Raw genomic sequence first — 24,696 nt, 5'->3', positions numbered from 1 at the left:
AGCAAAAGAGAAATTTAGACAAAAATGGCGTGGTAGGTCTCTTGCCTCATTGTTTCGGCTGGGTACTTAACTGATGTCTCAGCAGAAGCATGCTAAAAGAACTCATGAAGGGATGGCGAATGCTCGCGTTGATCGGTACCGCTATATGGCTCAACGGTCACACGTTGGCGGCGGGAGAATATTCTACGGCTCAAGAATATCCGAGACTGATCCACGCTTTACGGTCCGCTGATCGATCATATGTCAAAGCTGCCCTCACAGTGTTAGTGGAACCCGGCGACCCAAATGCAGAGGTCGGCCCGGCTCTTTTCGAAGTATTCACGAAGGCAGCTCGACTGCACGACTTTGAAGTCATGGATGCTTCGGCAAGCGCTCTCTCGATACATGGACCAACTCCTCCACAGGCCCTCAAGCCACTCTTCCAAGCATATCAACAGGCGCGTGAACACAAGCCAATGCGAGAATGGCGTTCGTATATTTATGCCATTGGCGGAATCGAATCCTCCAACAAAGACCGTTTGAGCACGCTAGAAAAGCTACTGCATGATTCAGACGAGCACGTGGTGCTCTGTGCAGTCAAAGCGCTTTCCTGTCCGAGGCTTATGGACAGATACGGTCCAGTCGCTCTCAAGTTAACAACGAGCCACGATCCAGAATTAGCCTGTGAAGCACTCAGAATGATCGGTCGATCCGAATACATGGATTCAAATGTGATCCCAACGCTCACGGCAAATTTATTCAACAGCAACCGCGATGTTCGTTGTGAAAGCTTATATGCCTTAGCAAACGAAGGTTCCGCAGCCAAGCCCGCAGTTCCAACTCTGGCTACACTTCTCAAAAGCAAGGACTCCAGTACTGTAAGCGTCACGTTAGCGGCTTTGGAAAAGCTCGGTCCCTACGCGAAAGAAGCGATCCCTGCAATCGAGCAGCATTTGCTCCATCCCTCCAAAGATGAACCAGAGCGTAGAAAGGACGCTGCGCATGCCTTAGGTTCATGCGGACTTGGACCTGCCAGGCAGATTCTCATCGAGGCGATTAAGGGGGCGGACCCTGTCTTAGCGGTAGCGTGCGCGGATGCGGTGAGCAAGTATCCAACATCCGATCTAGCCACCACAGATGCACTGATTTTCGCACTGACTCAACGCGACGCACGTCTTCGAGAAACTGCATGTATAGCTTTGGGGAAAATCGGTCATCCAGCATCCAGTGCTTTACAACCTTTAACGGCACTTTTGAAAGATGGTTCGTCTGATGTGCGGGAGGGCGCAACCAGAGGAATCCTCCGTATTAGTCAGGCCCTCGAACAGTCCGACGCCCTAGACAGCAGGAAACTTCGGCGGCTCCCCCCAGTCTTGGAGTCCGTAGAGCGAGAGCTGACCCGCGTAAGCAAGAACCCAAACCTGAGAAATGAAACGACCCCTCTCGCCATTCAGCAAGTCCATAGAACAAGGTCCATCATTCGCCAGGACATAAACAAACGCACTTGGCTCGTGTATTACGTGATGGCGAGTATGGGTCTTGTCGTGGTACTTTCAGCGATGAGCACCCTTCTGTGGGTGCGCTTCAAGAGAGCTTCGCGCGCTAGGAAGGAGGTTGGATGAGGAAAGCCTCACGTACCGAATTCGAATATCGCTCCAGCGATCTTCTCGAATGACAAACTCGGCCTCACCATCAGACCGAATCTGAAGAGTCTTGTCATCCACCCATCGAATGCTCTCAAGGCCCTCAGCGGCAACCTCCGCGATCCGATGTCGCCCCAGTAAGTTCAACCTGTCCCAAGTAGGATGGATTGTGACCATGCCATACCCATAGGCAAGCCCATCTAAATAGACGAGATCAGCACGATATCTACCGGTTGGAGAAACCTTCTCCGTGGATTCACTCACGCGCATTTGGAAGGGTGCCAGAGGAACCACAAACACAAGTGAGATCAAAGCGATCCCACAAAGTCCGATGTAGGGAAGTCCCAGTGCCTTCTTGACCAACGCTCCCACTGCAAAGCCAACGAAGAACGGTGGAATCTTGAAGCTCAGGACAGACGGGGACGTCGGATCGCTCCGCCTGCACACCCAAACAGAAGCCAGAATCAGCAGCGCACCAACGACTCTCTGAACGGCCCGTGCCTTGCTACCTTGGCGGAAATAATAGACAGCGCGCCCCAAGGTAAGTCCCCCGAGCAGGCCCAGCAGTGCGGGAGTGATCCAAAAGAGCCAGATGCCGAGCCATGACATTCCATCACTCTTGCACAAAACAAAAACTCCCTGGGACTTTCGCAAGCACCAGGGAGCAAAGGAGTTTAATGTGTGGAGTTAGGCCTTCTTGCGTCGGCGAAGCATTGCAGCAACACCCAACCCGAGGGCAGCCATCGAAGCTGGTTCTGGAACAGCGGTAACGCGCCCCTCAACTCGAAGACCCATTCGGTCATCATTCACTCGAAGTCCCCAAGGGAACCCGCTGGTGCGACCGGCAGTGTTTCCTTTGTCGCCGGTATCGTTGAAATTCCAATCGCCATCAAACAGTCCCTTGCCGTCGGCGATGACCCAGTAAGTGGTATTTGGCTGGAGAGCAATTGGAGCAAAACCACGAGTCACAAGCTGATCACCATAGGTGGTGACAGATCCAGTAGAAGTTCCTAGCGTTGCACCTGGCAAGCCAGCTGCGTCCGACGCGAGAAGAATATCAAGAGGGCCTCGACCATCGAATGGAAGGGGGCCGGTAACTCCAATGGAGATCGTGATCGAAGTCAGCAAGTAGCTCTTGTTATCTGTCGTGAAAGAAACACTCTGGTCAACGTCGCCAATGTTGTGGACATCGGGACCCTGAATCAGGCGTCCGCCATTGGCAAATGCATTTCCTGGACCGAGGTTGTTGAAAATGATGGATGCATCAGCGGAAGATGCGACAGCGATTAAGGCGATTGCACCCATGCAAAAGCGTAAATTATTGAGTTTCATAATCTTCTCCGGACGAGCGATTCAACACAAACCGCTCTAAGCTTAAAGTTCTTTAAGCGAAGTCAGTATAGGCTAACCCACTCCAGAGAGTGCAAGTGCGATTACAATGTTTCGCGATTATTTAACGAAGCTGCATGACATGAATTCTTTGTGATCTTAGGTGATACATAAGTGATCAAAGATGGTTCCAGTATCAGTTAAGCCCGAGATCATTCGTTTTCTGTCGGCTCGTTCTGAGAGGCTATTCACTTGAAAGGGGATCGTCTTGGCTAGAACGCGCATCGGGCTTAGATGGTTGGTCTGGTGAGCATGTGGGAGGTGGTTTGAACCTGAATTATCACGGATCAATCGAATATTAGTCGCAAGTACACTATTTTTTTAATTGCATTCTGTGCCGGTTGAGGCTGCGGTTTCACTGTAATTCTAGATTGAAAACGGATCATTGAAATGGATTGTCTTCATCAGAGTATCGAGAAATGGAGGGAGCATGGAAACCGCGACTAAATAGAGAAATTGAGTGTCTAAGTGTAGGCGTTACAAATCGAGCAGCAATTTGTCACGATTAAGCAACGCATTTGTAACGCCAGGAATTGCAATCGGCGACGTGTTTCTGAATCCACTAATCGGCAAGTATAAATAGCAGGTGCCGCTTCGCTGAGAGTTCGGGTTTGACTTACGCTGCTCCCCACATAAACCATTACGGCCCAGCGCTGGTCTCAACAGCCGTGAAATACCATGTCAGCCAGCAGCGAGAGCGCAACCATCCGAGACCTGTACAGACTCCACTTGAATAGTGGAATGGGCAATACCAAACTTGTGCACCATCTCGTGTTGAACTTCCGAAAGAAACCCTCCGGCGAATCCATTGGGAACTACCAGATGTGCAGTAAGAGCAGTCTCCGTCGTGCTGATCGCCCATATGTGAAGGTCCGTGACATTCTCAACCCCCGGAAGCGCCAATAAAAATTCGCGAACTGAGTTGGCATCAATCCCATCCGGTACCGCGTCCAGAGCTAGATCAACCGATCGACGAAGGAGACGCCAAGACGAGATGGCCACGAGGGCCGAGATCACGATGCCACACGCGGCATCCACCCAAGACCATCCCGTCAGCTTCAACACCAAACCAACGCCTACAACTCCCGCGGACACAACCGCGTCCATCAGCATATGGGCATAAGCTGCCTCGCGGTTAATGTCGTCTTTGCGGCCGCGCAAGAACATCAATGCGGTTCCACCGTTCACCAAGATGCCGATCGTCGCAACCGTCATCACAATGTTCCCAGGCACTAACACAGGTTCGGAAAGTCGCTGGATAGCTTCCCACGCAACAGCCCCCACACCCGCCATGAGCAAAAACGAGTTCCCCAGGGCAGCGAGAATAGAACTTCGCCGGTAGCCGTAAGTGTGACGAGAGGTCGCTGGCCGTGAGGCGAGCATCACAGCCGCCCAACCCATTGCCAAGCCAAGAACATCGCCTAAGTTGTGCCCCGCATCGGCCAGCAGCGAAAGCGAACGATTCGAAATACCAAAGATGACCTCGGCAATCACAAAGCTGGCATTCAGCGCGATACCTACCGCAAATGCGCCGCCATAATGGGCCGGTTTATGGTGGTCACAATTGGAGTGGTCGTGCATAGCTCTAACCTAATATACGTTTTGCAAACCAGCAAATGAGAGGTTTCGCCCCGAACAGAACAAGGATGGAGACACATTAACCAAAACCGGGTGCGCGCAGAATGGGACCGGATACGGGGTAGGGGTTGGCATTTACTCGCAATTTAAGCGGGAAATGAGGACCCTAAAAGTGAGCGTAACAACCTAGTAAATATATTGTCACGATGAATGCATCCGTTTGTAACGCCCAAACCTAGCTACTGTTGCGCGATACCTTCATTCTCTTATCAACCGGTCAAGTGGACTGGAAAGGAGAGATTTAATGTTTAAAACAATTTCAGTAGGTTTCGCATTCGCAGCGTTGGTAGGTTCAGTGAGTGCAGCTCAGTACGTCACCAATGGCGGCTTCGAAGTCAACGGTCTGTCATCCTGGAGCCAAGTCGGTTCTTATGTCTACAGCCCAGGATCAGGAACGACCACGAACACCAATCTGATCTTCCCCGACGCCACTAAGTCCCATTCAGGTGGCCATAGCGCCCACTTCGCCATCGAGAACTGGACCTGGTCCACCTACCACGCTTCGCTCTCGCAAACCATCAGCCCGGTTGCCACCGCAAATGTCTCGAATGCCAGTCTCTGGGCATACAGCTTCCAGCAGACTCTTAAAGTGACAATTCGCTACTCGGACAACACCACGAGCACAGCCACCAAGACTTTTGGAAATGGAGTAAACGCGCCAACTTGGACACAGTGGGATTTCAAGAGCATCCTTACTCCAGGCAAAGTCATCAACGCCATTAAGCTCGAGTCCGAGTCGGGCCAGTTCTCCAGCGGAAACGGTATTTGGGTCGACGACATCTCGATCGCCACACCCCGCATCGTCCTTCCTTAAGGCTTCCAGGACCGATACTTGAACAGCGTCCAAAACGCATCCGGAGCATCGGTCCAACGAATCTTCTTGCCCGCGTCCTTCGTGCGAGGGACGTAAGAAATAGGGATCTCCAGAATATTCTCTTTCAATCGAAGGGCCTTAGCGGTGACTTCGGGACAAAACTCGAACCGCTTACACTGGAGATCCATCTTCTGGATCAACTCCGTCCGAAACGCCTTGTAACAAGTCGCTTCATCCGTAATGCGGAACCCAAATAGCACCCGCACGGATAGCGCCAAAAGAACATTCACGATCTTATTCGGCAGCGCCATCCCCTTCGGAAGCCCATGCGCAAACCGACTTCCAAACGTTACGGCCGTCTTGTTATCCAAAATCGGCTGGATCAACTGAGGAATCTCTTCCGGCGAATACTCCAAGTCCGCATCCTGAACAATCACAGTCTTGCCCGTCGCATAGGGAAGGGCTTTCCGGATGGCATTCCCCTTGCCCCCCGCCTGCTCATTGGTAATCACCCGAATCCGATCCTTGTAATCCAACAGAATCTCTTTCGTCCGATCGGTGCTGCCATCGTCAATCACAATGACTTCAACACGGAGTGGAAGAGCCAGGACACGCTCAATAACCTCAGCAATCGTCGCCTGCTCATTCAGAGCCGGAACGAGAACCGTTACATCAGGGCGATCCACTTCGGACATGTTTCGGAAAGGATACATAGTTGCAGCCTCAAGTTGCGTGACTACGCTATGTTTCTAGCAACGTTTATGCCGTTCCATTCCTTCCCAATATCTTCATTAATTTCTGGTGCAACCAAGAAAAACACAAAAAGGAGGGCGATCTTCGGCAGATCACTCGAGTCATGTCCTCTACTCCCAAGCCCCCGGTCAGAGATGGTTGGGAATTGGGCGCTTTGAATGTGTATGACTTCCCTTTAAATTGGAAGGCGAGTCGGTATTTGATAGGTTTTCCCCCCTCACTCCAGCTCTCTCCCCCAAGTTCCGGAGAGCTTGGGAGAGAGGGCTTCGGGTTCTATGCGCAGACGGTGAGCATTCTTTGGAGGGAGAGGGAGGCGAAGTGCTTGACCTTTGGGGGGACGGTGATTTCGTTTACTATGTTTCCTGCTACCAGGTTTTCTAGGGTCCAGCAAAGGAAGCTGGGGTGGATTCGGTACATGGTGGAGCAGGGGCAGATTTGGGGGTCTAGGCAGAAGATGGTTTTGTCTGGGTGCTCGGTGGCTAGGCGGTTGACTAGGTTGATCTCGGTGCCGACTGCCCAGGTGGTGCCGGGTTGGGCTGCTTCGATGGTTTTGATGATGAATTCGGTGGAGCCGTTTAGGTCGGAGGCTTTGACGACTTCTAGGGCGCACTCGGGGTGGACTAGGACTTGGACTTCGGGGTGTTCACGGCGGGCTTTTTCGATCTGTTCGATGCTGAATCTGGCGTGGACTGAGCAGTGGCCTTTCCAGAGGATGAACTTTGCTCTTTTGAGAGTTTCTTCGTCGTTGCCACCCATGGGTTTGAAGGGGTCCCAGACGCACATTTCGGTTTCGGGGTCGTAGCCTAGGCGGGCTCCGGTGTTGCGTCCTAGGTGTTGGTCTGGGAAGAAGAGGACTTTGTCGCCTTGCTCCAGGGCCCATTTGACGGCGGTTGGGGCGTTGGTGGAGGTGCAGACGGTGCCGTCTTTTTCGCCTACGAAGGCTTTGAGGTTGGCGGCGGAGTTGATGTAGGTGACTGGGATGATGGTGGTGGCGGTACCTAGAACTTGCTCGAGTTGCTTCCAGCAGTTTCGGACTTGGAAGAGGTTTGCCATGTCGGCCATGGAGCATCCTGCGGCTAGGTTGGGGAGGATCACTTTTTGGTGATCTTGGGTTAGGATGTCGGCGCTTTCGGCCATGAAGTGGACGCCGCAGAAGACGATGAAGTCGGCATCGGGGACTAGGGCTGCATCTTTGGCCAGTTTGTAGCTGTCGCCACGGTAGTCGGCGTGTTTGATGATTTCGTCGCGCTGGTAGTGGTGGCCTAGGATGACGAGTCGTTTTCCTAGTTGTTGCTTGGCTGCAACGATCCGCGCGTCGGCCTCTTCTGGGGTGAGGTCGGCGTACTCCTTGGGGAGAGGTGCCTGATACATATTTCTCTTAACTCCAACTCTTGCAGCGTGTGATCGCTTTGGGCGTGGACTCTGCAGGTGCAGGGCCACTCAGACGTATACAGTCGGTTTTTGCCGACGGGGATGTTGTCTACGTCTTCCCTTTATTATACGCTTCGCGGTGTATGTTCGGCTCACCCGGCGACGGATAGGGCGAACTCGCGTCCTTGTCTCACGCACTCGGCGATGCTGATTCCGCGGTAGGAGGCTCCTGCCAGGTGGATCGAAAACGGTTTGAGTTCTGCTTCGATGGCGTCGATTTTTTCGATGTGACCTAGTTCGTATTGAGGGAGGGCGTCGTGCCAGCGTTGGACGGTTTGGCTGGTTGGGCGGGGGAGTTCGGGATAGAACTCTTGCACTTTTCTATAGGCAAAGTTGGCGAGTTGGTCGTCGTCGAACTCTTTGACCGAGAGGCCGCCATCTCTTCCGAGTACGGAGCGGATGATGGTGTGGCCGTGTGCGGATCGTCCGGGCCACTTTTGGGTGCTCCAGCTGGCGTCAACAACGAGATCGTCAGGGTTATAGGGGACAAGGATGCCGGTTCCTTGCAACATGCCTTCCGGCACGTTTTCGAAGGTCATATTGATGACGGCGGAGGAGCAGTGTCGGACGGAGCGCAGGAGCTTGGAGGCTTCTGGGTTGAAGGCTTGGAGCAGTCGGGCGGAGATGGGGGCTGGGACTGCGAGGAGAGTTTGATCGAAGGTGCGTCCGTTGACCTTGACACCTTCGTCGAAGTAGACGGTGTCGATGCTGGTGTCGAGGAGGACTTCGGTGGTGGTGAGCGCTGTTGAGAGGGCTGTGGTGAGCTGCTCCATGCCGAGCTTGAAGCTTGCGTAGGCGGAGCGGATTTCTTTGTGATCGTGTGGTTGGTGCATGCCTGCTGTGAGGCTGCCGAATTCTTGCTCCAGTGCCCAGTAGCGTGGGTAGAGCGCTCTCATGCTGAGGCGCATGGGGTCGCCGGCATGGGTACCTGCTAGGAGGGGTTCGGCGATGTATCTGGAGAACTCGCGTCCTAGTCGGCGTCGGAAGAAGGAGGCTAGGGATTCATCGGGTTCGGTTGTTTTAGGGACGGTGGGTTCTGCTTGGACGGCGGCCAGGCCTTCTGGGCTAAGGAATTTGAGGGAGGGTAGTTCTTCTGGGTGGAGGTAGGTGAGGGTGACCAGACCTCCGGGGACTGTGTAGAGCTTGCCGTCTCGCAGGACTGAGGATTGCCGGGTGAGGGGTTGGACGATCTGCTCTTTGAGACCGAGTTCGTTGGCTAGTTCCACGGTCCAGGGTTTTCGGGTGAAGAAGGAGTCTGCACCGAACTCTAGGAGATCGCCGTCCGCCTCGATGGTGTGGATTTTTCCGCCGAGACGGGACGAAGCCTCGATAAGAGTGACTTCACAGTCGTCTCGTTTTTGAAGGTAGTAGGCAGCAGTTAATCCGGTGATGCCACCGCCAATAATTGCAATTCTTCGTTTCATGATTGGCCGACTACCTCTAACAGTTTCTTTCCTTTTCGATTCATGGTGTTGGCCAGAGTTGAACGTGATAATTACGTTGAAGTTTCACGCAACGATTCTTCAAAAGCTGCGCAAGTGTTTTTGATGTCTGATGAAGTGTGTGATGTAGTGATAAACCACGCCTCCAACGCGCTTGGGGGCAAGTAAAACCCTTTATCGAGCATTGCGTGAAATAGCTTGGCGTACCGTGCTTTATCGGTGGTTTGGGCTTCGTCGAAGTTTCTAATAGGGGTGGGGCTGAAGTAGATGCCTAGCATTCCGCCACAAGACAGGGCTTGGCCAGGAGTTCCTGTCCTCTCGAAGGCCTGCTTGATACCGGCAGTGAGTTGCTCAGAGAGCATGTTGAGCGTATTGTAAGCACTTTCATCAAGTTTTTGAAGTGCTTTCAATCCGGCGGCCATCGCGAGCGGATTTCCGGAGAGCGTTCCAGCTTGATAGACGGTACCCATGGGGGCTATATGATTCATTAAATCTTTTCGTCCGCCGTATGCACCCACAGGTAAACCGCCACCAATCACCTTGCCGAGGCAGACCAGATCCGGCTTTACGGCCGAGGTTCCGGATACGCCTGCGGGTCCTACTCGGAAGCCTGTCATGACTTCATCAAATATGAGGAGAGCGCCGTATTGGGTTGCGATTTCTCTCAGGGCTTGGAGGAAGGGCTGGCCGGGGTCGATGTAGCCCATGTTTCCTGCGATGGGTTCTACGAGGATGGCTGCGATGGAAGTTGGGTTTTGTTGGAACGCTTGTTCGACGCTCTCGATACTCCCGTAAGTGGCGAGAACCGTGTCTTGAGTAACTTCTTGGTTGACGCCTGCGCTGTCGGGGATTCCAAGCGTTGCGACTCCTGAGCCTGCTTTGGCGAGGAGGCTATCGACTGCGCCGTGGTAGCAACCTTCGAATTTGAGGATCTTTTTGCGGTTGGTGGCTGCGCGGGCGAGGCGGATGACGCTGAGGGTTGCTTCGGTGCCGGAGTTTACGAAGCGGACTAGGTCCAGTTGCATTCGCTGGCAGACTTCGCGGGCGAGGGCGACTTCTCCGGCGTGAGGTGCACCGTAGCTGGTGCCGTGGGAGGCGGCATCTAGGATGGCCGTTTGGATGCTGGGGTCGGCGTGGCCGTGGATGATGGCTCCCCATGAGCAGACGTAGTCGACATACTTGTTGCCATCGACGTCGGTTAGGTAAGCGCCTTGGGCATTCTCGAAGAAGACTGGAGTTCCGCCGACGCCTTTAAAGGCACGAACCGGGCTGTTGACGCCGCCAGGGATGAGGAGGCAGGCTTCTTCATACAGCTTTTCAGAGTTTGCTCGGATCACGAGACAGTTCCCTCTTGGAGCCACTTTGTGACTTCCGGTGCATAGTACGTAATGATAAGATCTGCTCCGGCTCGTTTGATGGATGTGAGCGTTTCCATAACAATTTTCTTTTCGTCGAGCCAGCCTTTCTCGGCGGCGGCTTTGATCATTGAGTATTCGCCGCTGACGGAGTAGGCGGCGATGGGGAGGTCGCTGATGTTGCGGGCGGTCTGGATGATGTCGAGGTAGGCGAGTGCTGGCTTGACCATGAGGATGTCGGCACCTTCATCGATGTCGGCTTCCAGTTCGCGGGCGGCGTGGCGGGATTGGGCGTAGTCGTGTTGGTAGCTGGCTCGGTCTCCGAAGGAGGGTGCGGAGTCTGCTGCTTCTCGGAAGGGGCCGTAGAATCCGGAGGAGAATTTGGCGCTGTAGGCCATGACTGCGGTTTCGACGAAGCCTTCGGCGTCTAGTGCTTGCCGGATCGCGCCGACCTGGCCATCCATCATAGAGCTCGGAGCTACGATGTCGGCGCCTGCTTGGGCGTGGGAGAGGGCTACTTTGGCAAGGAGGGGGAGGGTTTTCTCTTGATTGAGACTTTGTCCTTCGATGACGCCGCAGTGACCGTGATTGGTGTAGGCGCATAGGCAGACGTCGGTAATGACGACTGTTTCTGGCGTGGCTGATTTGATTTCTTGGATGGCCCGCTGTACTACCCCGTTGGGGGCGTAGGCTTGGGAGGCGTTTTCGTCTTTGGTGGTTGGGAGTCCGAAAAGGAGGACCCCGCCGATGCCTGACTCGGTGATTGACTTGACGAAGGTTGGGAGTTTGGCGAGTGGGTAGCGGAACTGGCCAGGCATGGAGGAGATCGGCTCCAGGTCATTTCCTTCCGTGACGAAGATCGGATAGATCAGGTTTTCAGGTCGGATGTGAACGTCACGCACGAGTCGCCTGAGGGATGGCGTGGTTCGGAGTCGTCTGAGTCGGTTATGCATGGCTTGGTTCTCCGGTTGCCCTTTCGATGAGGCAGTTTACGAGGCCGGGGATGGTTGCTTCTGTTGCTTCGGCGGCTTCTTTAAAACCTAGTTCTCTTATGGTTTCGGTGGTGATCGGGCCGATTGAGATGAGTTGAGATTCTGTGAACCAGTGGGCCAATCCGAGGCGCTTGAGGTTGTTCAGCGTGTAGGTGGTGACGGCCGAGCTGGTGAGTGTGATGAAGTCGGGCGTTGGAGTGTTTGCGGGGATGTCGAACTGGTTTTCGATGATTTGGTACGTGGAGAGTTCCGTTGTGTTGGCCCCTAACTTTTGGAGGTTCTCCACGATCTCTTTTCTTGCCATGTTGGCTCTGGGGAGGAGGATGTTCTTCCCTGCCACTTCACCTAGGACTTGTACGATGGCGTCCGAGTTGTAGGCGTTGGGGATGGCGTCGGGTTGTCTGAGTCTTGCAGTGAGGGTTCGGGCGGTGGCTGATCCGACTACCGCTATTTTTCGTTGGCTCAGGTGTTCTTGTGGGATACCGAGGGCGTTCATGCGGTCGAGCATTGAATCGACACCGTTTACGCTGGTGAGAACGACCCAATCGAAGGTGGGGAGGTTCTTCAGTGCCTCGTCGATATCTTTGAAGTCTTCGGGGGCTTGGATCTCGATTGCGGGGGTGAGAAGTGTGGTTCCGCCTAGCGCTTGGATGCGGTCGATCAGCTCTTTCGACTGCCGTTCTGGGCGGGTGATCATGACGGTTCTTCCTCGCAATACTGCGGTCATGCGCGCCTCCTTGCGGATGGAATCGGCGGTGATGTTTGCACTCGGAACATGCTTGTAACGTACCAGTTTGCCGAGAATTCAAATAGTTGACTGCTCGACTAGATTATTAGGTTGCACCACTGGGATGGCGCTTGTTTATACCGATTTGACGAATCTTGTTCCTGTCTGATCCAACTACAAAAAGTTCATGTTGCGGCCTGGTTGAACCCAAGACGGACTCATGTTTTGCTCTGATGTTGCGCGTTCTGGCTTAACGAAACGGGCGTTACCGGTGGCTGCGTATAACAATATTAGGTGTAGTTGATAAACTATATTAGTTGATCTTCTTTATTCTCTTTTACAGGGGTACATTAAATGCGGATCAAGATTTTAGGCCGTCGGCCCTCAAGACGTGCCGCTTGGTCCAGAGAAACCCATGCCCTACGTTGTGACTGAGCCATGTATTGGAGTGAAAGATAAGGCGTGCATGCAGGTGTGCCCTGTGGACTGCATTTACGAGTCGGATGAGATGGTGGTCATCAATCCCGACGAGTGCATTGACTGCGGTCTTTGCGAGCCGGAGTGTCCGGTGAACGCCATTTTTATTCAGGAAGAGGTGCCGGAGAACTGGAAGCACTTCATTGCCAAGAACATTGAGCTGAGTGCGAGTCTCAGCTAAGGCTTATGTCTATTTCTGAAATCAATTCTTCTCACCCTCTCTCGCCGGAGGAGTTGGGTCCGCTTAACAATCGGTTTCGTGAGAGCTCAGTTCTGGAGCTTTTGCAATGGGCTGCGGGTCGGTTTGGGTCGGGGCTTCGGTATGCGTGCAGCTTTGGCGCGGAGGATGTGGCACTTCTCGATTTGATTGTGAAGGCCGATATCGGTGCGCGTGTTTTTGTGCTGGACACAGGTCGGCTGCACGAGGAGACCTATGAGGTTTTGGATCGGCTGCGAACTCGGTATGGGGTTGTGTTTGAGACTTATCACCCAGATGGGAAGCCGCTGAGTGAGTTGATTGCTGCTAAAGGGACTCATTCGTTTTATGAGTCGATTGAGAACCGGAAGGAGTGTTGTTTTATTCGGAAAGTGGAGCCGTTGCAGCGTGCTTTGCAGGGCGCAGCGGGCTGGATTACGGGGTTAAGACGCGAGCAGTCGGTGACCCGCGTGAGTTTGGAGAAGATCGAGATCGACGCGAGCAGCGGGGGGATTTTGAAGTTGAACCCGTTGGCGGATTGGTCGCAGGAGCAGGTTTGGGAATACATCCGAGCGAACGATGTGCCTTACAACTCCCTGCACGACCGTGGATTCCCGAGCATCGGATGTGCTCCGTGTACTCGGGCGGTAAAGGAAGGCGAGGACCTTCGCGCGGGGCGTTGGTGGTGGGAGTCTGCTGACCATAAGGAGTGCGGTTTGCACGCACGCAAATCTTGAGGAGAGAATCATGAACGAAGTAGAGAGAATCAAAAAAGAGAAGGACGGTTTGGATGTTTATGACGACCTCCTCCAGTATGCGAAGACCGGGTTTGACAGTATCGATCCCGATGATATGGTGCGGTTCCGCTGGTCGGGGCTGTATCAGCAGAAGCCGAATGTCGGTCACTTTATGCTTCGGGTGAAGATCCCGGGCGGTGAGTTGACGAGTGCTCAGGCTCGTGTGATTGGTGAGATTACGGAGCGGTTTGCGCGTGGCATTACGGACATCACGACACGCCAGAATTTTCAGTTCCACTGGCTGACGATTGAGGACATCCCCGAGGTGTTTCGGTTGTTGGACTCGGTGGGGATTACGACCTCGGGCGCTTGTGGTGACATCCCGCGCAACGTGACTGGGTGCGGTGTTTCGGGGATCAATCCTCACGAGCTGTTTGATGCTCAACCGTATGTGGATGCGGTGCATGAGTATTTCTTGAACAACAAGGAGTTCTCGGATCTTCCGCGCAAGTACAAGCTGGCGGTTACGGCTTGCCCTCTACACTGTGCTCAGCCAGAGATTAATGACATCGCGGCGACGGGGGTTCAGAAGACGTTGCCAAGTGGTGAGGTCATCAACGGGTTCCATGTTCGGGTGGGTGGTGGGCTTTCGGCTCGGCCTCACTTTGCGAAGCAGATGAACATGTTTGTGCCTGCTGAGAAGTTGGTGGATGTGTTCCGTGCGGTGACCGAGGTGTACCGAGACCATGGTTATCGGGACAACCGGAAGCGGGCACGCATCAAGTTCTTGGTTGCGGACTGGGGAATTGAGAAGTTCGAGCAGGAAGTGCGGGCGCTGTTGGACTGGAGTCCGGAGCCTGCGCTGGATGTATTGGATCCGGTGAAGAACTTCAATGACCACCTGGGCATCAATGCTCAGAAGCAACCTGGGCTGTTCTGGGTGGGTGTGACGGTCATCACGGGTCGCATGACTGGCAAGCAGGTTTTGGCTGCGGCTGATCTTTCCGAGGAGTATGGCGATGGGACGCTTCGTACGACTAACCAGCAGAACTTGATCTTCCCCGGCGTTGCTGAAGCGCGGCTGGATGAGTTTGTTTCTAAGCTGCGCGAGGCTGGGTTCAACCCTCACGCGACTCCGATTCGGCGGGCGGCGGTTTCGTGCACGGGCAGTGAGTTCTGCAACTTAGCGCTTACTGAGACTAAGAAGCTGCTGATCGACATCGTGGATTATCTGGATGACAAGGTCAGCATCAACGAGCCGATTCGCATCAACTTGAATGGATGCCCCAACTCTTGCGGTCAGCACCACATTGGGGACATTGGGCTTCAGGGGTGCATTGTAAAGCAGGGCACGGACAAGGTGGATGGTTACGACATTTCACTGGGTGGTCGCCTGGGGCGGGATGCCAAGTTTGTACGGCCGATTCAGCGGAAGGTGCCTGCGACTGAGGTGAAGTTCATGATTGAGAACTTGCTGAACGGTTACCAGGAGAAGAAGGATCCGGAAGAGGATTTCAGCGACTTTGTGGACCGCAGCTCGGACAGCGAACTGGCTCAGCTCATGGGGGTTGCGTTCGCGCAGGGAGCCGATTGAGATGGCTTACACCACCTACTACCCCGTGTTTCTGAACCTTGCTCACAAGCTGTGTCTTGTGGTGGGTGGTGGGAAAATCGCGGCAGAAAAGGTGAATGGATTGCTGAAAGGTGAGGCGACGATTCGGGTTGTGTCGCCTGCCTTGAACCATGAGATGCAGGAGCTTTATGAGAAGGGTGCCTTCGAGTGGATTCAGCGTGAATTTTTAGTGAGCGATGTGGATGAGGCGTTCCTGGTGATTGGGGCGACTGATGACCGTGCGGTGAACCGGGAGATCTTTGCGGTGGGGGACGACATGAAGAAGTTGTCCAACGCGGTGGATGACCCGGCGAACTGCAACTTTATTTTGGCGGCGACCACTCGGTCTGGGCCTTTGCAGATTGCTGTGTCTTCCGCGGGTTGTAGCCCTGCTCTTGCTCAGCGCATTCGGGACCGAATCACGCATGAGATGTTGGGGCCGGAAGTGGCGGAGTTGACCGAGTATCTGGGCGATTGGCGGCCCGCGGTGAAACAGAAGATTGATGGTTTTGCAGTTCGCAAGGCGTTTTGGGAAGGTGTTTTGGACTCAGACGTTGTGCCTCATCTCGCTGCTGGTCGGCGACACGAGGCGGATATGGAGATGAATCGTTTGCTGGATCAGGCTGCTGAGAAACAGACACAGAGGGCTTCATGAAGCAGGTTGGAAAGGTTTTCTTGGTAGGTGCTGGGCCTGGTGATCCTGATTTGATCACGGTGGGCGCGGTGAATGCGTTGCGGCAGGCGGATGTTGTTTTGTACGACCGGCTGGTGAATCCGCTGTTTCTGACTTACGCACCGCTTCATGCGGTCTGTGAGTACCACGGCCGGAAGCCTGGGGATGAAGGCGGCGGACGGCAGCTGAACATACATGAGCGGCTGATTGAAGAGGCCAAGCTTGGGAAGACCGTAGTGCGGTTGAAGGGCGGGGATCCGTTCGTGTTTGGGCGCGGGGGCGAGGAAGCTTTGGCTCTTGCGGAGGCCGGGGTGCCTTATCAGGTGATCTCGGGTGTGAGCTCTTCGATCTCGGTTCCTGCTGCGGCGGGGATTCCGGTGACTCACCGAGGGCTTTCGACGGCATTTGCGGTATTTACCGGCCATGAGAAAGAGCTGGGCGGGTTGGACGAGAACCATTGGAAGGCGGCGGCGGCTATTTCGACGGCGGTGTTTCTGATGGGGGTTGAGCGGCTTCCGACGATTGTGAGCAAGCTAGTGCAGTTTGGAAAGGCTGAGGACACGCCGATTGCGATTGTTTCGCGCGGAACCTTGCCTACGCAGGAAGTGGTGGTTGCTACTTTGGCCGATATCGTCTCGAAGTCGGTTGGAGTGGAGTCTCCTTCGGTGATTGTGGTGGGTGATTGCGTGCGGGTTCGGACAGAATTGTTGAGTTACGCTCAGGCTCTGCAGGAGGTGCCGGCTTAATGCCTCTTCAATCTTTAAGACTGGTCGGCATGAGCCACCAGACGGCTCCTCTTGAACTGCGCGGAAAGTTTGCTTTGGATCCTTCGGCTGTAGAGGCGGTCTATGGTTCTTTGCGTTCCAACGGGGTTGAGGAGGCGATTGCCATCTCGACCTGTAACCGGACGGAGTTTTACGTGGTGGCGGAGAGTGAGTCGGCTGTATTTCAGGCGATCAACCTTCACCGGAAGGAGGTCGATTCCTCGTTCTTTAGCCACTTATATCGGAAGAGTGACGCAGACGCGGCTTTGCACCTGTTTCGTGTGACCAGCGGGCTTGATTCCAAGGTGCTGGGCGAGAACGAGATTCAGGGGCAGATTCGGCGGGCTTGGAAACATGCGAAGCAGTGCGGAATGGTGGGTCCCAAGCTTGATCGCCTTTTGAATGAGGCGATCCGGACGGGGAAGCACGTGCGCACCCACACGCAGTTGGGGCAGCACGTGGTTTCGGTTGGGTCTCTTGCCGTTCGCGAGGCGCTGGGCGGGGAGCCCGACTTTTCTGATAAGACGGTCGCCATTGTTGGCTCTGGCGATATGGCCCAACGGGTTCTCAAGGAGTTGAAGAGGCTCCCGGTGGGACGGCTCGTCATCTATAGTCGCGATCCTCAACGTGTTCGCCATCTCGCTAAGGAGTATCACGCCGATGCCATCCACACATCCGAACTCCGATCCCAACTTGCAGGACTCGAAGTCATTTTTCTGGCAACCCATGCTCAAAATCCTCTCATCAGCTCTGAAGCAGTTCTGGACCGCGATTCTCGAAAACCCTTACGTATAATCGATCTCTCGGTTCCTTCGGCAGTTGATCCTGCTGTGGTGAAGCTTGAGGGAGTATCCGTGGTGAACGTTGACCAGTTGGCGGAGCAGGCTTATGGGAATCATAAGTTGCGTTTGGCGCAGGTTGCTCAGGCGGATGAGCTGGTGGAGAACGATTTTAGGAGCTATTTGCGTTCTGTGGGAGAGCGGCCTGCTATTCAGGTGATTTCGGCGCTTCATCAGCGGGCGGATAGTATTAAGCGAGAGCAGCTGGATTGGGCTCTCTCCAAACTTGGTCATCTTGATGACTCTCAACAGAAGGCTTTAGAAATATTCGCATCGAGGCTAGTGGATCGAATCCTTCATCAACCTGTGACAGAGATGCGGTCGCTTGCGGGAGATGCCGAGGCGCTCTCGACGGCTGCGCGACTGTTTGGGGTGAGTGCCTCTTAAAGAATAAGATGTTAAAGCAACTTCAGATGATTGAACTCGATGCGGGCCTGAAGGCTCTTGAATCCGAAGCGATCTATGTGATTCGGGAAGCGTTTGGGCAGTTTGAGCGGCCCGCCATTCTGTTTTCGGGTGGCAAGGACTCGATTGTTTTGACGCATTTGGCCGCGCGGGCTTTTGCGCCGGCTCGGATTCCGTTTCCTTTGATCCACATTGACACCGGACACAACTTCCCGGAGACGTTGGAGTTTCGCGACCGGATGGTGGCGGAGTTGAATGCGGATCTGGTGGTGCGGAAGGTGCAGGATCTGATTGATGCTGGGAAGCTGGTGGAGGAGTCTGGGCCACATCCTAGCCGGAACGGTTTGCAAACACCGACACTGTTGGGTGCATTGAGCGAGTTGAAGGTGGATGCGGCGCTGGGTGGTGCGCGGCGGGATGAGGAGAAAGCTCGGGCGAAGGAGCGGTTCTTTTCGCACCGGGATCGGTTTGGGCAGTGGGATCCGAAGAATCAGCGACCTGAGATTTGGAACCTGTTTGACGGTCGTAAGAACTTGGGGGAGCACTTCCGTATCTTCCCATTGAGCAACTGGACCGAGTTAGATATTTGGCGTTACATTGGCGCGCGGAACATCGACTTGCCTGACATCTACTACAGCCACAAGCGGGACGTGATTTTGCGGGACGGCGTTCTTTATGCGGACACGCCACACACCTACGCCTTGCCAGGTGAGAAGGTTGAGCAGCGGGTGGTTAGGTTCCGAACGATTGGGGACGCAACCTGTACGGGTGCGGTGGAGTCGACGGCTTCGAATATTGAGGAAGTGATTGAGGAGCTGAAACTTTCTCGCGTGACGGAGCGGAATACTCGCGGGGATGACAAGCGATCTGAGGCTGCGATGGAAGATCGAAAGAAGCAGGGGTATTTCTGATGAGCGCTACTGAATTGCGGCCTGTGGACGCGGATGGTTTGTTGGACGTGCTTCGCATCTCTACTGCGGGAAGCGTGGACGACGGGAAGAGCACGCTGATTGGTCGTCTGCTTTATGACTCGCGGGCGATCCCGGATGATCAGTTGGAGGCGGTTCAGCGGGCCAGCACGACGGATGACGGCGAGATCAACCTTGCCTTGCTGACGGATGGCTTGCGAGCAGAGCGGGAGCAGCAGATCACCATTGACGTGGCTTACCGTTACTTCGGGACGTCGCGTCGGCGGTTTATCATTGCCGACACGCCGGGGCATGCGCAGTACACCCGCAACATGGTGACCGGCGCTTCGACTGCGGACATTGCGATTATCTTGGTGGATGCTCGGAAGGGGCTTTTGAGTCAGTCTCGGCGGCATACGGCGATTGCCTCGCTGCTGAGGGTGCCTCGGGTTTTGTTGGCTGTCAATAAGATTGACTTGGTGGATTACTCCGAGGAGGTATTCAAGAAGATTGAGGCTGACTTTAAGGAGTTGGCCCGTCGGTTGGACGTTCAGGTTTACGACACGATTCCCATTTCTGCCTTGAATGGCGATAACGTGGTGACGAGGAGTGAGCATACGCCTTGGTATAGCGGGCCTGCGTTGCTTGATTATCTAGAGACGGTTCCTCATGCTCGCGAGGCGGTTTCTGAGGCGTTTCGGTTCCCTGTTCAGTGTGTGATTCGACCGAACCAGAACTTCCGTGGGTTTGCCGGGCGAATCGCCTCGGGCGAGGTCCGTGCGGGGGATGAGTTGGTTGTGTTACCCCGTGGCCAGCGAAGCAAGGTGAAAGAGGTTTTGGATGCCGACGGAGCTCTACCGGTGGCGGGTCCTGGCGATTCGGTTGTGATTACGCTAGACGACGAGATCGATATCAGCCGAGGGGATTTGTTGGTGAGCGCCTCGGATGAGGTGACGGTCAGCAGTCATTTTGATGCTCTGGTTTGTTGGATGAGCGAGGAGCCTCTTGGTTTGGATCGCAACTATGTGGTGCGGTCGACGACTCGAGAGGTGAATGCGTTTGTGCAGTCGGTTGGGTCTCGATTGAACATTGAGACGCTTGATCGGGAGTCTGTTGAGACGCTGCAGTTGAATGAGATTGGGGATATTGAGATTTCGACGGCGAAGCCTTTGGTGTTGGACTCCTATGGCGAGAACCGTGTGACCGGCAGCTTTGTGCTGATCGACCCGGTGACGAACGTGCCGGTTGCGGCCGGGATGGTTCGGACGCCGTTGCTATCGAAGTCGAGTAAGCGAGCGGCGCGGAAGGGCCACTTGGTGAATACGTCTCGTGCGACGGCACCTGAGATTCAGAGTGCGTTGGAGTTTCAGGGGGCTAGGACCGCTCGGATTGATGCGGACGCTTTGGTGGCGGCCGGTTTTAGTTTGGATCAGGTGAAGCATGTCGGGCAGTTGTTTGCTCAGAACGGGATCACGGTGATTGCGGAGTCGGACGGTCCGTTGTCTGGGTGGATTTGGTTAGCGGATGCTAGCGGGGTTGTTGAGTAGTTAGGGGCTTTCCCAGGTCTTACGCCACTGGGCTGTTGATATGCCGGTCTGTTGGACCTTTCGGAGGGGTTGGGTTTCGTTGAGGGTTGGTGGCTTCTGGCACCCTTTCGGGGTGCGGTTCTTGGTGGGCTTTCAACGGGTCTAGCGACCCGTTGCTACTTTCTGGCATCCCATTCGGGATGCTTGGGAGGGGATGGGGAGCGTGCTTGCAGCGCTTGGGGTTGGTGGCTGGTTCGATACCAGGACTGCGTCCTTCGCTCGCACGGAGCACCCCATTCGGGGCTGGGGAGAGGGCGGTTCTAGATGCGGCCCAAATCTTGAGACAATCGTCTTGGACCTGCGCAGCATCAAGATGAGTGTCTGACGAAATAGGCTCAGTGCACAGATTGATAAGTTGTCCACCCTCACCCGCCCTCGTCCCTCACGGATGAGGGAGAGGGTTCTGACGTTGGTGGTGTTGCCTCTTTGGGGATCGAAAGGAAAGACTCAGAGCGAGGAGTTCGTGGATTTTGCTAAGCAGCCGGACTCTCCTATCCCCGCCTTTCCTCTCGGGGACGAAAGGAAAGGGGCCGGAAGGTGTTTTTTTATTCGCCGAAGTGGTTTACCGAGGCGATTTCGTGGGCTATTTTGGCTAGTTCTAGGCCAATGTTTGCTCTTTCGGCTTCGGTGAGGTTGGGGTCGGAGAGTTGGGTGGCTAGATGTTGCAGGGTTTCTCGGGATGGGGTGGTGGTGGCTAGGGCTGTTTCATGAGGGGCTTCTGCTTTGGGTTCTGGGGGTTTAGGTGGCTCGGGGGTCGACTGAGGGGGCTGTGGGGGTGTGGGTTTGGGGCGGTTGCGGATGATTTCGCTTAGGGTTCGGCTGTCTAGGAATGGGGCTAGAGCTGGGAGGAGGCCCTCGGCGATGCTGTTTCCTTCTGCCAGTTTCTCTTGCACTAGCACGGCTAGGTCTTGAGACTGTAGGAATGGGGCGAGCGCTATGATGTTGCTAAACGCGTTTCCGTTGCTTTCTGAGTCGTTTTCAAAGTCGAATCTGCGACCTTTTCGCTTGTCCTTGTCTCCTGGGAGGTAGGCCATGAGCATGCGGGCGTCGACACCGATCTCGCCGTACTCGACTGTTTGTGGGTCGAGGTGCTTGAATAGGCCGGCTGGGATGGCTTCTTGTGAGGTGAGTTCATCCACGATGGCGTTGTAGTGTTCTGCGAGTCTTGGGCTTCCTGATCGGAGGCTGCCGGTGAGAGAGGCCTGCTCTGCAAGTTCTCCCATCTCTCTTAAAACGCGTCGAATGGGTTCGTAGGAGTCTTTCATTTAGGGTTCCTGGTAGTTCAGTTTGTTGCGCAGCATGGCCCTTGCTGCATGGAGTTGCCACTTGATCGTGGTGGCTGGGAGTGACAGAAAGGTGGCGATTTCGGCGATGGACATGCCGTCGCAATAGTAGAGTCGTACGAGTTCTCTTGTCGCCTTGGGGAGCTGCTGGAGTGCGAGCTGAAGCTCGATCTCCGGGAGTTCTGGCGGCGGGGCGATGAGGGCGGCGGTCCATGGCGCCGCAAGTTGGTACTCGTGGATGTCGTCCAGCGAGGCCATCTTTGGGTTTTGTCGAGCGAGGCGGAGGCATCGGTTGCGAATGACAGCCGCAAACCAGGGTGCGAAGCGTTCGGGGGATTCCAGTTGGCCGATGGCGTTGAACGCGATGAGCATGGAATCTTGGACCGCATCTTCGGCTGCGTCTCGGTTCAGCAGTCGCTGAGCGAGGGCAAGCGCGAGGGGTCTGTAGCGCCGAGCGAGACCATCAAAAGCGAGGCGATCCCCCGCCTGTGCGGCTAGGATCAGCTCTTGATGGTTCCTGGTTTGACTGGTAACACTCGCTGGCATTTCGACCTCTGTTTAAGTAGAGTCCGTTGGTTTCGATGTGGATAGGTGATTTTTGAAAAAGGTTGTGCGGTTTGGGAAGGTGGCGGACACTTCCACTATATGTTGCTGATTGCCACCATGCTAAGTGTTGCGAAGGTGCTCACGTTCGACTTTAAAGATCCCAAGGAGATTAGCGCCGTGAGTCTCAAGCTGGATTCACCGCTGGAGCCTATTGTTGGATACGCCAAAGGGATTTCGGGGAGTGTTTCGTTTGATCCGGAAAAGCCGATGACTGCGTCTGGGACGATTTCGGTGGATGCGGAGAGCGTGGTGTTTTCCAATGAGGGGTACACGGCGACAGCCCGGGGGTTTGCGCTGAATGCGAAGAAGTTTCCCAAGCTGACTTTGAAGATCGTAAAGATCGTCAAGGTAACGCGCGTGTCTTCGACGGTGTTTAAGGGCGACGTGCTGGCTGACTTCACTTGCCGGGGGATCACTCGTAAGAAGCGGCTGAGCTTGAGTGCGACCTACCTCCCAGGCCGGGCGGAGGAGCGGACCAACGGGAAGTTTAAGGGTGACCTGCTGGTGGTTCGCACTCAGTTTGATGTGAGCCGGAAGGAGCATGGGATTAGTGATGGGATCCCTGATGAGATGGTGGGCGATACGGTTCAGGTTGGCGTTTCGGTGGTAGGGATTCACTACGCGGAGAAGGCTCCAGATGCGCTTTATGGCCTGGAGATCGAGGATCGGGACAACCCTTGCTATGTCACCCTGAAGGTTCATGACAAGGAAGTGGTGATGTCTGATGGTCAGCATTCTACGGATGGGGTGGATGTCAAATTCGATGCAGAGAAGGCATCTTTTAAGGTTGCGGGCAACTCGACTTTTGGAGCGGGGACTTGGGATCTTGGGTTCTCTGGGGGGAAGGTCTCCGGGGTGTGGCGCGGTCCAGACGGAACGCGGGAGGTGCATGGGCGGTCCCTTTCGGCTTCGTCTCTTTCGGTTATGCCCCCAACTACATCGAAGATGGGGGAGCTCGACTATTCCGATCTGATGCGTACGCATCATGTGCCTGGGATGGCTCTGGCTCGTCTCGCTGGTGGCAAGGTGATCGAGAACCGCTACTATGGGGTGAAGAGCGGTCAGACTTCAGTGCCTGTTGATGCGACAACCCTGTTTCAGACCGGGACGATGGGTTCCGTTGTGTTGGATTTTGCGATTTTGCGATTGGTTGATCTGGGATTGCTGAGTCTTGAAAAACCCATTCATGCGTTTCTTCCTCGTCAGACTGTCGTGGCTAAAAGTGCCACTGTGCGCGATTTGCTTCAGGGGACCTCGGGCGCGTCGGGTTACAAGTTTGCTGGGTATCGACCTGACGTTAAGCCTGAGAGTGTGGCTTCTTTGGTGTGTTCGCCTCGGTTCAGGAACCCTTCCAATGTGGGAGAGCCGACGAATTCTGCGCTGAATTCGGCTGTACTTGAAGTTGTGCTGGAGAAGACGACTCACAAACCTGCTCCCGCGGCGATTCGAGACTTGATCTTTACTCCGCTTCGGTTGCGTCACTCGGTTTATCTCGCAAATCCAAAGGGACGCGCGGCTGGGCATTACGACAATGGGGTTGAGGTGCTGGACGGGTTTCACGTTTACTCTCCGGTGACCGACTCTGGTTTGTGGACGACTGCGGAAGATTTCGGGAGTTTCTTGGTGGAAGCGTGTCGGGCCATCGCGGGTCGGCCGAATCGACTTTTATCGGATCCGTCTTTGCTGAGTAGGATTGGGACGGATCTTTCGATTGCGGGATTTATGAAAGACGGGAAAGACAGATTGTATCGAGGCGGAGCGCCTTACGGATTCTTCTGCCAGTTTTGGGTTGAGCCTTCGACTGGAAGTGGGTTGGTCCTTTTGCAAAACCGCAATCTGAGTTGGAAATTTGCCAATGTGGTTCGGGCAGCCATTCTTGGAAGGAGACAGACGCTGTGATTGGTTTGTTCTTGCTTTGGGCTCAGGTTCCCATGATGGGCAAGGTGGATTTGCACTTTAGCTTAAAGAAGATTGGGGCGGCTGGCGAGTTTGACTTGAGCAGCAAGGTTGGGAAGAAGGGCACGGTTCTGTTCTTTTTGAATGAGCAGTGCGGGGTGACTTACTACTACCGGTCGCGGGTTGCGAAGATTCAGAAGGAGTTTGAGCCCCAGGGGTTTGTGTTTACGGGGGTGCGAACGGGGAAGAAGCTGCATCCGATGGATCCGGTGGAGTTGCCGGAAGTGAAGACGCTGCGCATGACGTTTGTGGATGATGAGAAGGGACGGCTGCGACGGATGTTTAAGGTTGAGCAGTCGATGGTGTTTGCGGTGTTGGATAGTCAGATGCGGTTGCGGTTTTTGGGTGGGTTGGATGACAAGGTGACGGAGACGCAGGTTCAACATAGGTATTTGAGGGATGCGCTGGTTGCGCTCTCTGCTGGCAAGCCTGTGAAGGTGGCCACTGCTCCCGCGATTGGGTGTGCGATCCTGCCAGAGGATGGTCCCTAG

At 54.7% G+C, this 24,696-nt stretch carries 24 protein-coding genes; 12 read left to right on the top strand and 12 right to left on the bottom strand.

Features of this window, described 5'->3' with window-relative positions:
• Positions 1-89 precede the first annotated feature (89 nt).
• Entirely contained in the window at positions 90-1,601 is a 1,512-nt protein-coding gene (locus ACZ51B_RS06760; RefSeq protein WP_464296472.1) for a HEAT repeat domain-containing protein, read from the top strand.
• On the opposite strand, the gene ACZ51B_RS06755 is transcribed toward ACZ51B_RS06760, so the two are convergent.
• From ACZ51B_RS06755 to ACZ51B_RS06745, 3 genes are all read right to left on the bottom strand, one after another.
• Complete coding sequence (locus ACZ51B_RS06755; RefSeq protein ID WP_464296471.1) at positions 1,533-2,231, bottom strand: hypothetical protein; 699 nt, start codon at positions 2,229-2,231, stop codon at positions 1,533-1,535. The genes ACZ51B_RS06760 and ACZ51B_RS06755 overlap by 69 nt on opposite strands.
• A 78-nt stretch (positions 2,232-2,309) precedes the next feature.
• Positions 2,310-2,954 (bottom strand): choice-of-anchor R domain-containing protein, encoded by a 645-nt coding sequence (locus ACZ51B_RS06750; protein WP_464296470.1) that lies wholly within the window; start codon positions 2,952-2,954, stop codon positions 2,310-2,312.
• 738 nt (positions 2,955-3,692) lie between these two features.
• On the bottom strand, positions 3,693-4,592 hold the full coding sequence (locus ACZ51B_RS06745; RefSeq protein ID WP_464296469.1) for a cation diffusion facilitator family transporter: 900 nt from the start codon (positions 4,590-4,592) through the stop codon (positions 3,693-3,695).
• Between the two features lie 301 nt (positions 4,593-4,893).
• On the opposite strand from ACZ51B_RS06745, the gene ACZ51B_RS06740 reads away from it, so the two are divergent.
• Positions 4,894-5,463 (top strand): hypothetical protein, encoded by a 570-nt coding sequence (locus ACZ51B_RS06740; protein WP_464296468.1) that lies wholly within the window; start codon positions 4,894-4,896, stop codon positions 5,461-5,463.
• Here the strand turns inward: ACZ51B_RS06740 and ACZ51B_RS06735 are convergent.
• From ACZ51B_RS06735 to ACZ51B_RS06710, 6 genes are all read right to left on the bottom strand, one after another.
• Positions 5,460-6,176, bottom strand: coding sequence for a glycosyltransferase family 2 protein (locus tag ACZ51B_RS06735; protein ID WP_464296467.1), 717 nt, complete (start codon positions 6,174-6,176; stop codon positions 5,460-5,462). The two genes, ACZ51B_RS06740 and ACZ51B_RS06735, sit on opposite strands and share 4 nt — an antisense overlap.
• Positions 6,177-6,489: 313 nt before the next feature.
• A complete protein-coding gene (gene nadA, locus ACZ51B_RS06730) occupies positions 6,490-7,587 on the bottom strand; it encodes a quinolinate synthase NadA (RefSeq protein ID WP_464296466.1) in 1,098 nt (365 codons plus the stop codon).
• A gap of 152 nt (positions 7,588-7,739) precedes the next feature.
• Positions 7,740-9,074, bottom strand: coding sequence for a protoporphyrinogen oxidase (gene hemG / locus ACZ51B_RS06725; RefSeq protein ID WP_464297174.1), 1,335 nt, complete (start codon positions 9,072-9,074; stop codon positions 7,740-7,742).
• 68 nt (positions 9,075-9,142) lie between these two features.
• Positions 9,143-10,426, bottom strand: a complete 1,284-nt coding sequence (gene hemL / locus ACZ51B_RS06720) for a glutamate-1-semialdehyde 2,1-aminomutase (protein WP_464296465.1) — start codon at positions 10,424-10,426, stop codon at positions 9,143-9,145.
• The gene (gene hemB / locus ACZ51B_RS06715; RefSeq protein ID WP_464296464.1) at positions 10,423-11,397 is read right to left on the bottom strand and encodes a porphobilinogen synthase; all 975 of its coding nucleotides are present in this window, start codon (positions 11,395-11,397) and stop codon (positions 10,423-10,425) included. The genes hemL and hemB overlap by 4 nt, the downstream gene beginning before the upstream one ends.
• Positions 11,390-12,163: a uroporphyrinogen-III synthase gene (locus tag ACZ51B_RS06710; protein WP_464296463.1), complete on the bottom strand. Its 774-nt coding sequence runs from the start codon at positions 12,161-12,163 to the stop codon at positions 11,390-11,392. Before ACZ51B_RS06710 ends, hemB begins: the two co-directional genes overlap by 8 nt.
• Before the next feature lie 415 nt (positions 12,164-12,578).
• Between ACZ51B_RS06710 and ACZ51B_RS06705 the strand changes: the two genes are divergently transcribed.
• From ACZ51B_RS06705 to ACZ51B_RS06670, 8 genes are read left to right on the top strand one after another with little or no spacing between them, the layout of a single operon-like run.
• Complete coding sequence (locus ACZ51B_RS06705) at positions 12,579-12,821, top strand: indolepyruvate ferredoxin oxidoreductase subunit alpha (protein WP_464296462.1); 243 nt, start codon at positions 12,579-12,581, stop codon at positions 12,819-12,821.
• A 5-nt stretch (positions 12,822-12,826) separates the two neighbouring features.
• Entirely contained in the window at positions 12,827-13,573 is a 747-nt protein-coding gene (locus tag ACZ51B_RS06700) for a phosphoadenylyl-sulfate reductase (RefSeq protein ID WP_464296461.1), read from the top strand.
• Between the two features lie 10 nt (positions 13,574-13,583).
• Entirely contained in the window at positions 13,584-15,167 is a 1,584-nt protein-coding gene (locus tag ACZ51B_RS06695) for a nitrite/sulfite reductase (protein ID WP_464296460.1), read from the top strand.
• Between the two features lies 1 nt (position 15,168).
• Positions 15,169-15,840 carry a precorrin-2 dehydrogenase/sirohydrochlorin ferrochelatase family protein gene (locus tag ACZ51B_RS06690; protein WP_464296459.1) on the top strand — a complete coding sequence of 224 codons (672 nt, stop codon included), beginning with the start codon at positions 15,169-15,171 and terminating at the stop codon, positions 15,838-15,840.
• Positions 15,837-16,604: a uroporphyrinogen-III C-methyltransferase gene (gene cobA / locus ACZ51B_RS06685; RefSeq protein WP_464296458.1), complete on the top strand. Its 768-nt coding sequence runs from the start codon at positions 15,837-15,839 to the stop codon at positions 16,602-16,604. Before ACZ51B_RS06690 ends, cobA begins: the two co-directional genes overlap by 4 nt.
• Positions 16,604-17,848: a glutamyl-tRNA reductase gene (hemA, locus tag ACZ51B_RS06680; protein ID WP_464296457.1), complete on the top strand. Its 1,245-nt coding sequence runs from the start codon at positions 16,604-16,606 to the stop codon at positions 17,846-17,848. Before cobA ends, hemA begins: the two co-directional genes overlap by 1 nt.
• 8 nt (positions 17,849-17,856) lie before the next feature.
• Positions 17,857-18,777: a sulfate adenylyltransferase subunit CysD gene (gene cysD / locus ACZ51B_RS06675; RefSeq protein WP_464296456.1), complete on the top strand. Its 921-nt coding sequence runs from the start codon at positions 17,857-17,859 to the stop codon at positions 18,775-18,777.
• Positions 18,777-20,321: a sulfate adenylyltransferase subunit 1 gene (locus tag ACZ51B_RS06670; RefSeq protein WP_464296455.1), complete on the top strand. Its 1,545-nt coding sequence runs from the start codon at positions 18,777-18,779 to the stop codon at positions 20,319-20,321. Before cysD ends, ACZ51B_RS06670 begins: the two co-directional genes overlap by 1 nt.
• Before the next feature lie 19 nt (positions 20,322-20,340).
• Here the strand turns inward: ACZ51B_RS06670 and ACZ51B_RS06665 are convergent, their stop codons facing one another.
• The 3 genes from ACZ51B_RS06665 to ACZ51B_RS06655 form a co-directional block, all read right to left on the bottom strand.
• Positions 20,341-20,490 (bottom strand): hypothetical protein, encoded by a 150-nt coding sequence (locus ACZ51B_RS06665; protein WP_464296454.1) that lies wholly within the window; start codon positions 20,488-20,490, stop codon positions 20,341-20,343.
• A gap of 415 nt (positions 20,491-20,905) precedes the next feature.
• Positions 20,906-21,625 carry a hypothetical protein gene (locus ACZ51B_RS06660; protein WP_464296453.1) on the bottom strand — a complete coding sequence of 240 codons (720 nt, stop codon included), beginning with the start codon at positions 21,623-21,625 and terminating at the stop codon, positions 20,906-20,908.
• A complete protein-coding gene (locus ACZ51B_RS06655) occupies positions 21,626-22,189 on the bottom strand; it encodes an RNA polymerase sigma factor (protein WP_464296452.1) in 564 nt (187 codons plus the stop codon). It lies immediately after the preceding gene.
• A gap of 45 nt (positions 22,190-22,234) precedes the next feature.
• Here ACZ51B_RS06655 and ACZ51B_RS06650 point away from each other — a divergent pair, with 45 nt between their 5' ends.
• Positions 22,235-24,148 (top strand): serine hydrolase, encoded by a 1,914-nt coding sequence (locus ACZ51B_RS06650; protein ID WP_464296451.1) that lies wholly within the window; start codon positions 22,235-22,237, stop codon positions 24,146-24,148.
• Positions 24,145-24,696 (top strand): thioredoxin domain-containing protein, encoded by a 552-nt coding sequence (locus ACZ51B_RS06645; RefSeq protein ID WP_464296450.1) that lies wholly within the window; start codon positions 24,145-24,147, stop codon positions 24,694-24,696. The genes ACZ51B_RS06650 and ACZ51B_RS06645 overlap by 4 nt, the downstream gene beginning before the upstream one ends.

This window comes from Fimbriimonas sp. LA-C6 (assembly GCF_055398105.1).
The sequence above is the reverse complement of the archived record's forward strand: the minus strand, read 5'-3'. Positions and strand labels throughout refer to the sequence as shown.

Bases quoted from the DNA above. Each gene is read 5' to 3' on its own strand.
- nadA (WP_464296466.1), bottom strand. From the start codon at position 7,587: ATGTATCAGGCACCTCTCCCCAAGGAGTACGCCGACCTCACCCCAGAA.
- ACZ51B_RS06740 (WP_464296468.1), top strand. From the start codon at position 4,894: ATGTTTAAAACAATTTCAGTAGGTTTCGCATTCGCAGCGTTGGTAGGT.
- ACZ51B_RS06710 (WP_464296463.1), bottom strand. From the start codon at position 12,163: ATGACCGCAGTATTGCGAGGAAGAACCGTCATGATCACCCGCCCAGAA.
- ACZ51B_RS06700 (WP_464296461.1), top strand. From the start codon at position 12,827: ATGTCTATTTCTGAAATCAATTCTTCTCACCCTCTCTCGCCGGAGGAG.
- ACZ51B_RS06660 (WP_464296453.1), bottom strand. From the start codon at position 21,625: ATGAAAGACTCCTACGAACCCATTCGACGCGTTTTAAGAGAGATGGGA.
- ACZ51B_RS06750 (WP_464296470.1), bottom strand. From the start codon at position 2,954: ATGAAACTCAATAATTTACGCTTTTGCATGGGTGCAATCGCCTTAATC.
- ACZ51B_RS06735 (WP_464296467.1), bottom strand. From the start codon at position 6,176: ATGTATCCTTTCCGAAACATGTCCGAAGTGGATCGCCCTGATGTAACG.
- ACZ51B_RS06690 (WP_464296459.1), top strand. From the start codon at position 15,169: ATGGCTTACACCACCTACTACCCCGTGTTTCTGAACCTTGCTCACAAG.
- ACZ51B_RS06755 (WP_464296471.1), bottom strand. From the start codon at position 2,231: ATGTCATGGCTCGGCATCTGGCTCTTTTGGATCACTCCCGCACTGCTG.
- cysD (WP_464296456.1), top strand. From the start codon at position 17,857: ATGTTAAAGCAACTTCAGATGATTGAACTCGATGCGGGCCTGAAGGCT.
- hemA (WP_464296457.1), top strand. From the start codon at position 16,604: ATGCCTCTTCAATCTTTAAGACTGGTCGGCATGAGCCACCAGACGGCT.
- ACZ51B_RS06695 (WP_464296460.1), top strand. From the start codon at position 13,584: ATGAACGAAGTAGAGAGAATCAAAAAAGAGAAGGACGGTTTGGATGTT.
- ACZ51B_RS06760 (WP_464296472.1), top strand. From the start codon at position 90: ATGCTAAAAGAACTCATGAAGGGATGGCGAATGCTCGCGTTGATCGGT.
- cobA (WP_464296458.1), top strand. From the start codon at position 15,837: ATGAAGCAGGTTGGAAAGGTTTTCTTGGTAGGTGCTGGGCCTGGTGAT.
- ACZ51B_RS06670 (WP_464296455.1), top strand. From the start codon at position 18,777: ATGAGCGCTACTGAATTGCGGCCTGTGGACGCGGATGGTTTGTTGGAC.
- ACZ51B_RS06665 (WP_464296454.1), bottom strand. From the start codon at position 20,490: ATGCCAGAAAGTAGCAACGGGTCGCTAGACCCGTTGAAAGCCCACCAA.
- ACZ51B_RS06745 (WP_464296469.1), bottom strand. From the start codon at position 4,592: ATGCACGACCACTCCAATTGTGACCACCATAAACCGGCCCATTATGGC.
- hemB (WP_464296464.1), bottom strand. From the start codon at position 11,397: ATGCATAACCGACTCAGACGACTCCGAACCACGCCATCCCTCAGGCGA.
- ACZ51B_RS06655 (WP_464296452.1), bottom strand. From the start codon at position 22,189: ATGCCAGCGAGTGTTACCAGTCAAACCAGGAACCATCAAGAGCTGATC.
- ACZ51B_RS06705 (WP_464296462.1), top strand. From the start codon at position 12,579: ATGCCCTACGTTGTGACTGAGCCATGTATTGGAGTGAAAGATAAGGCG.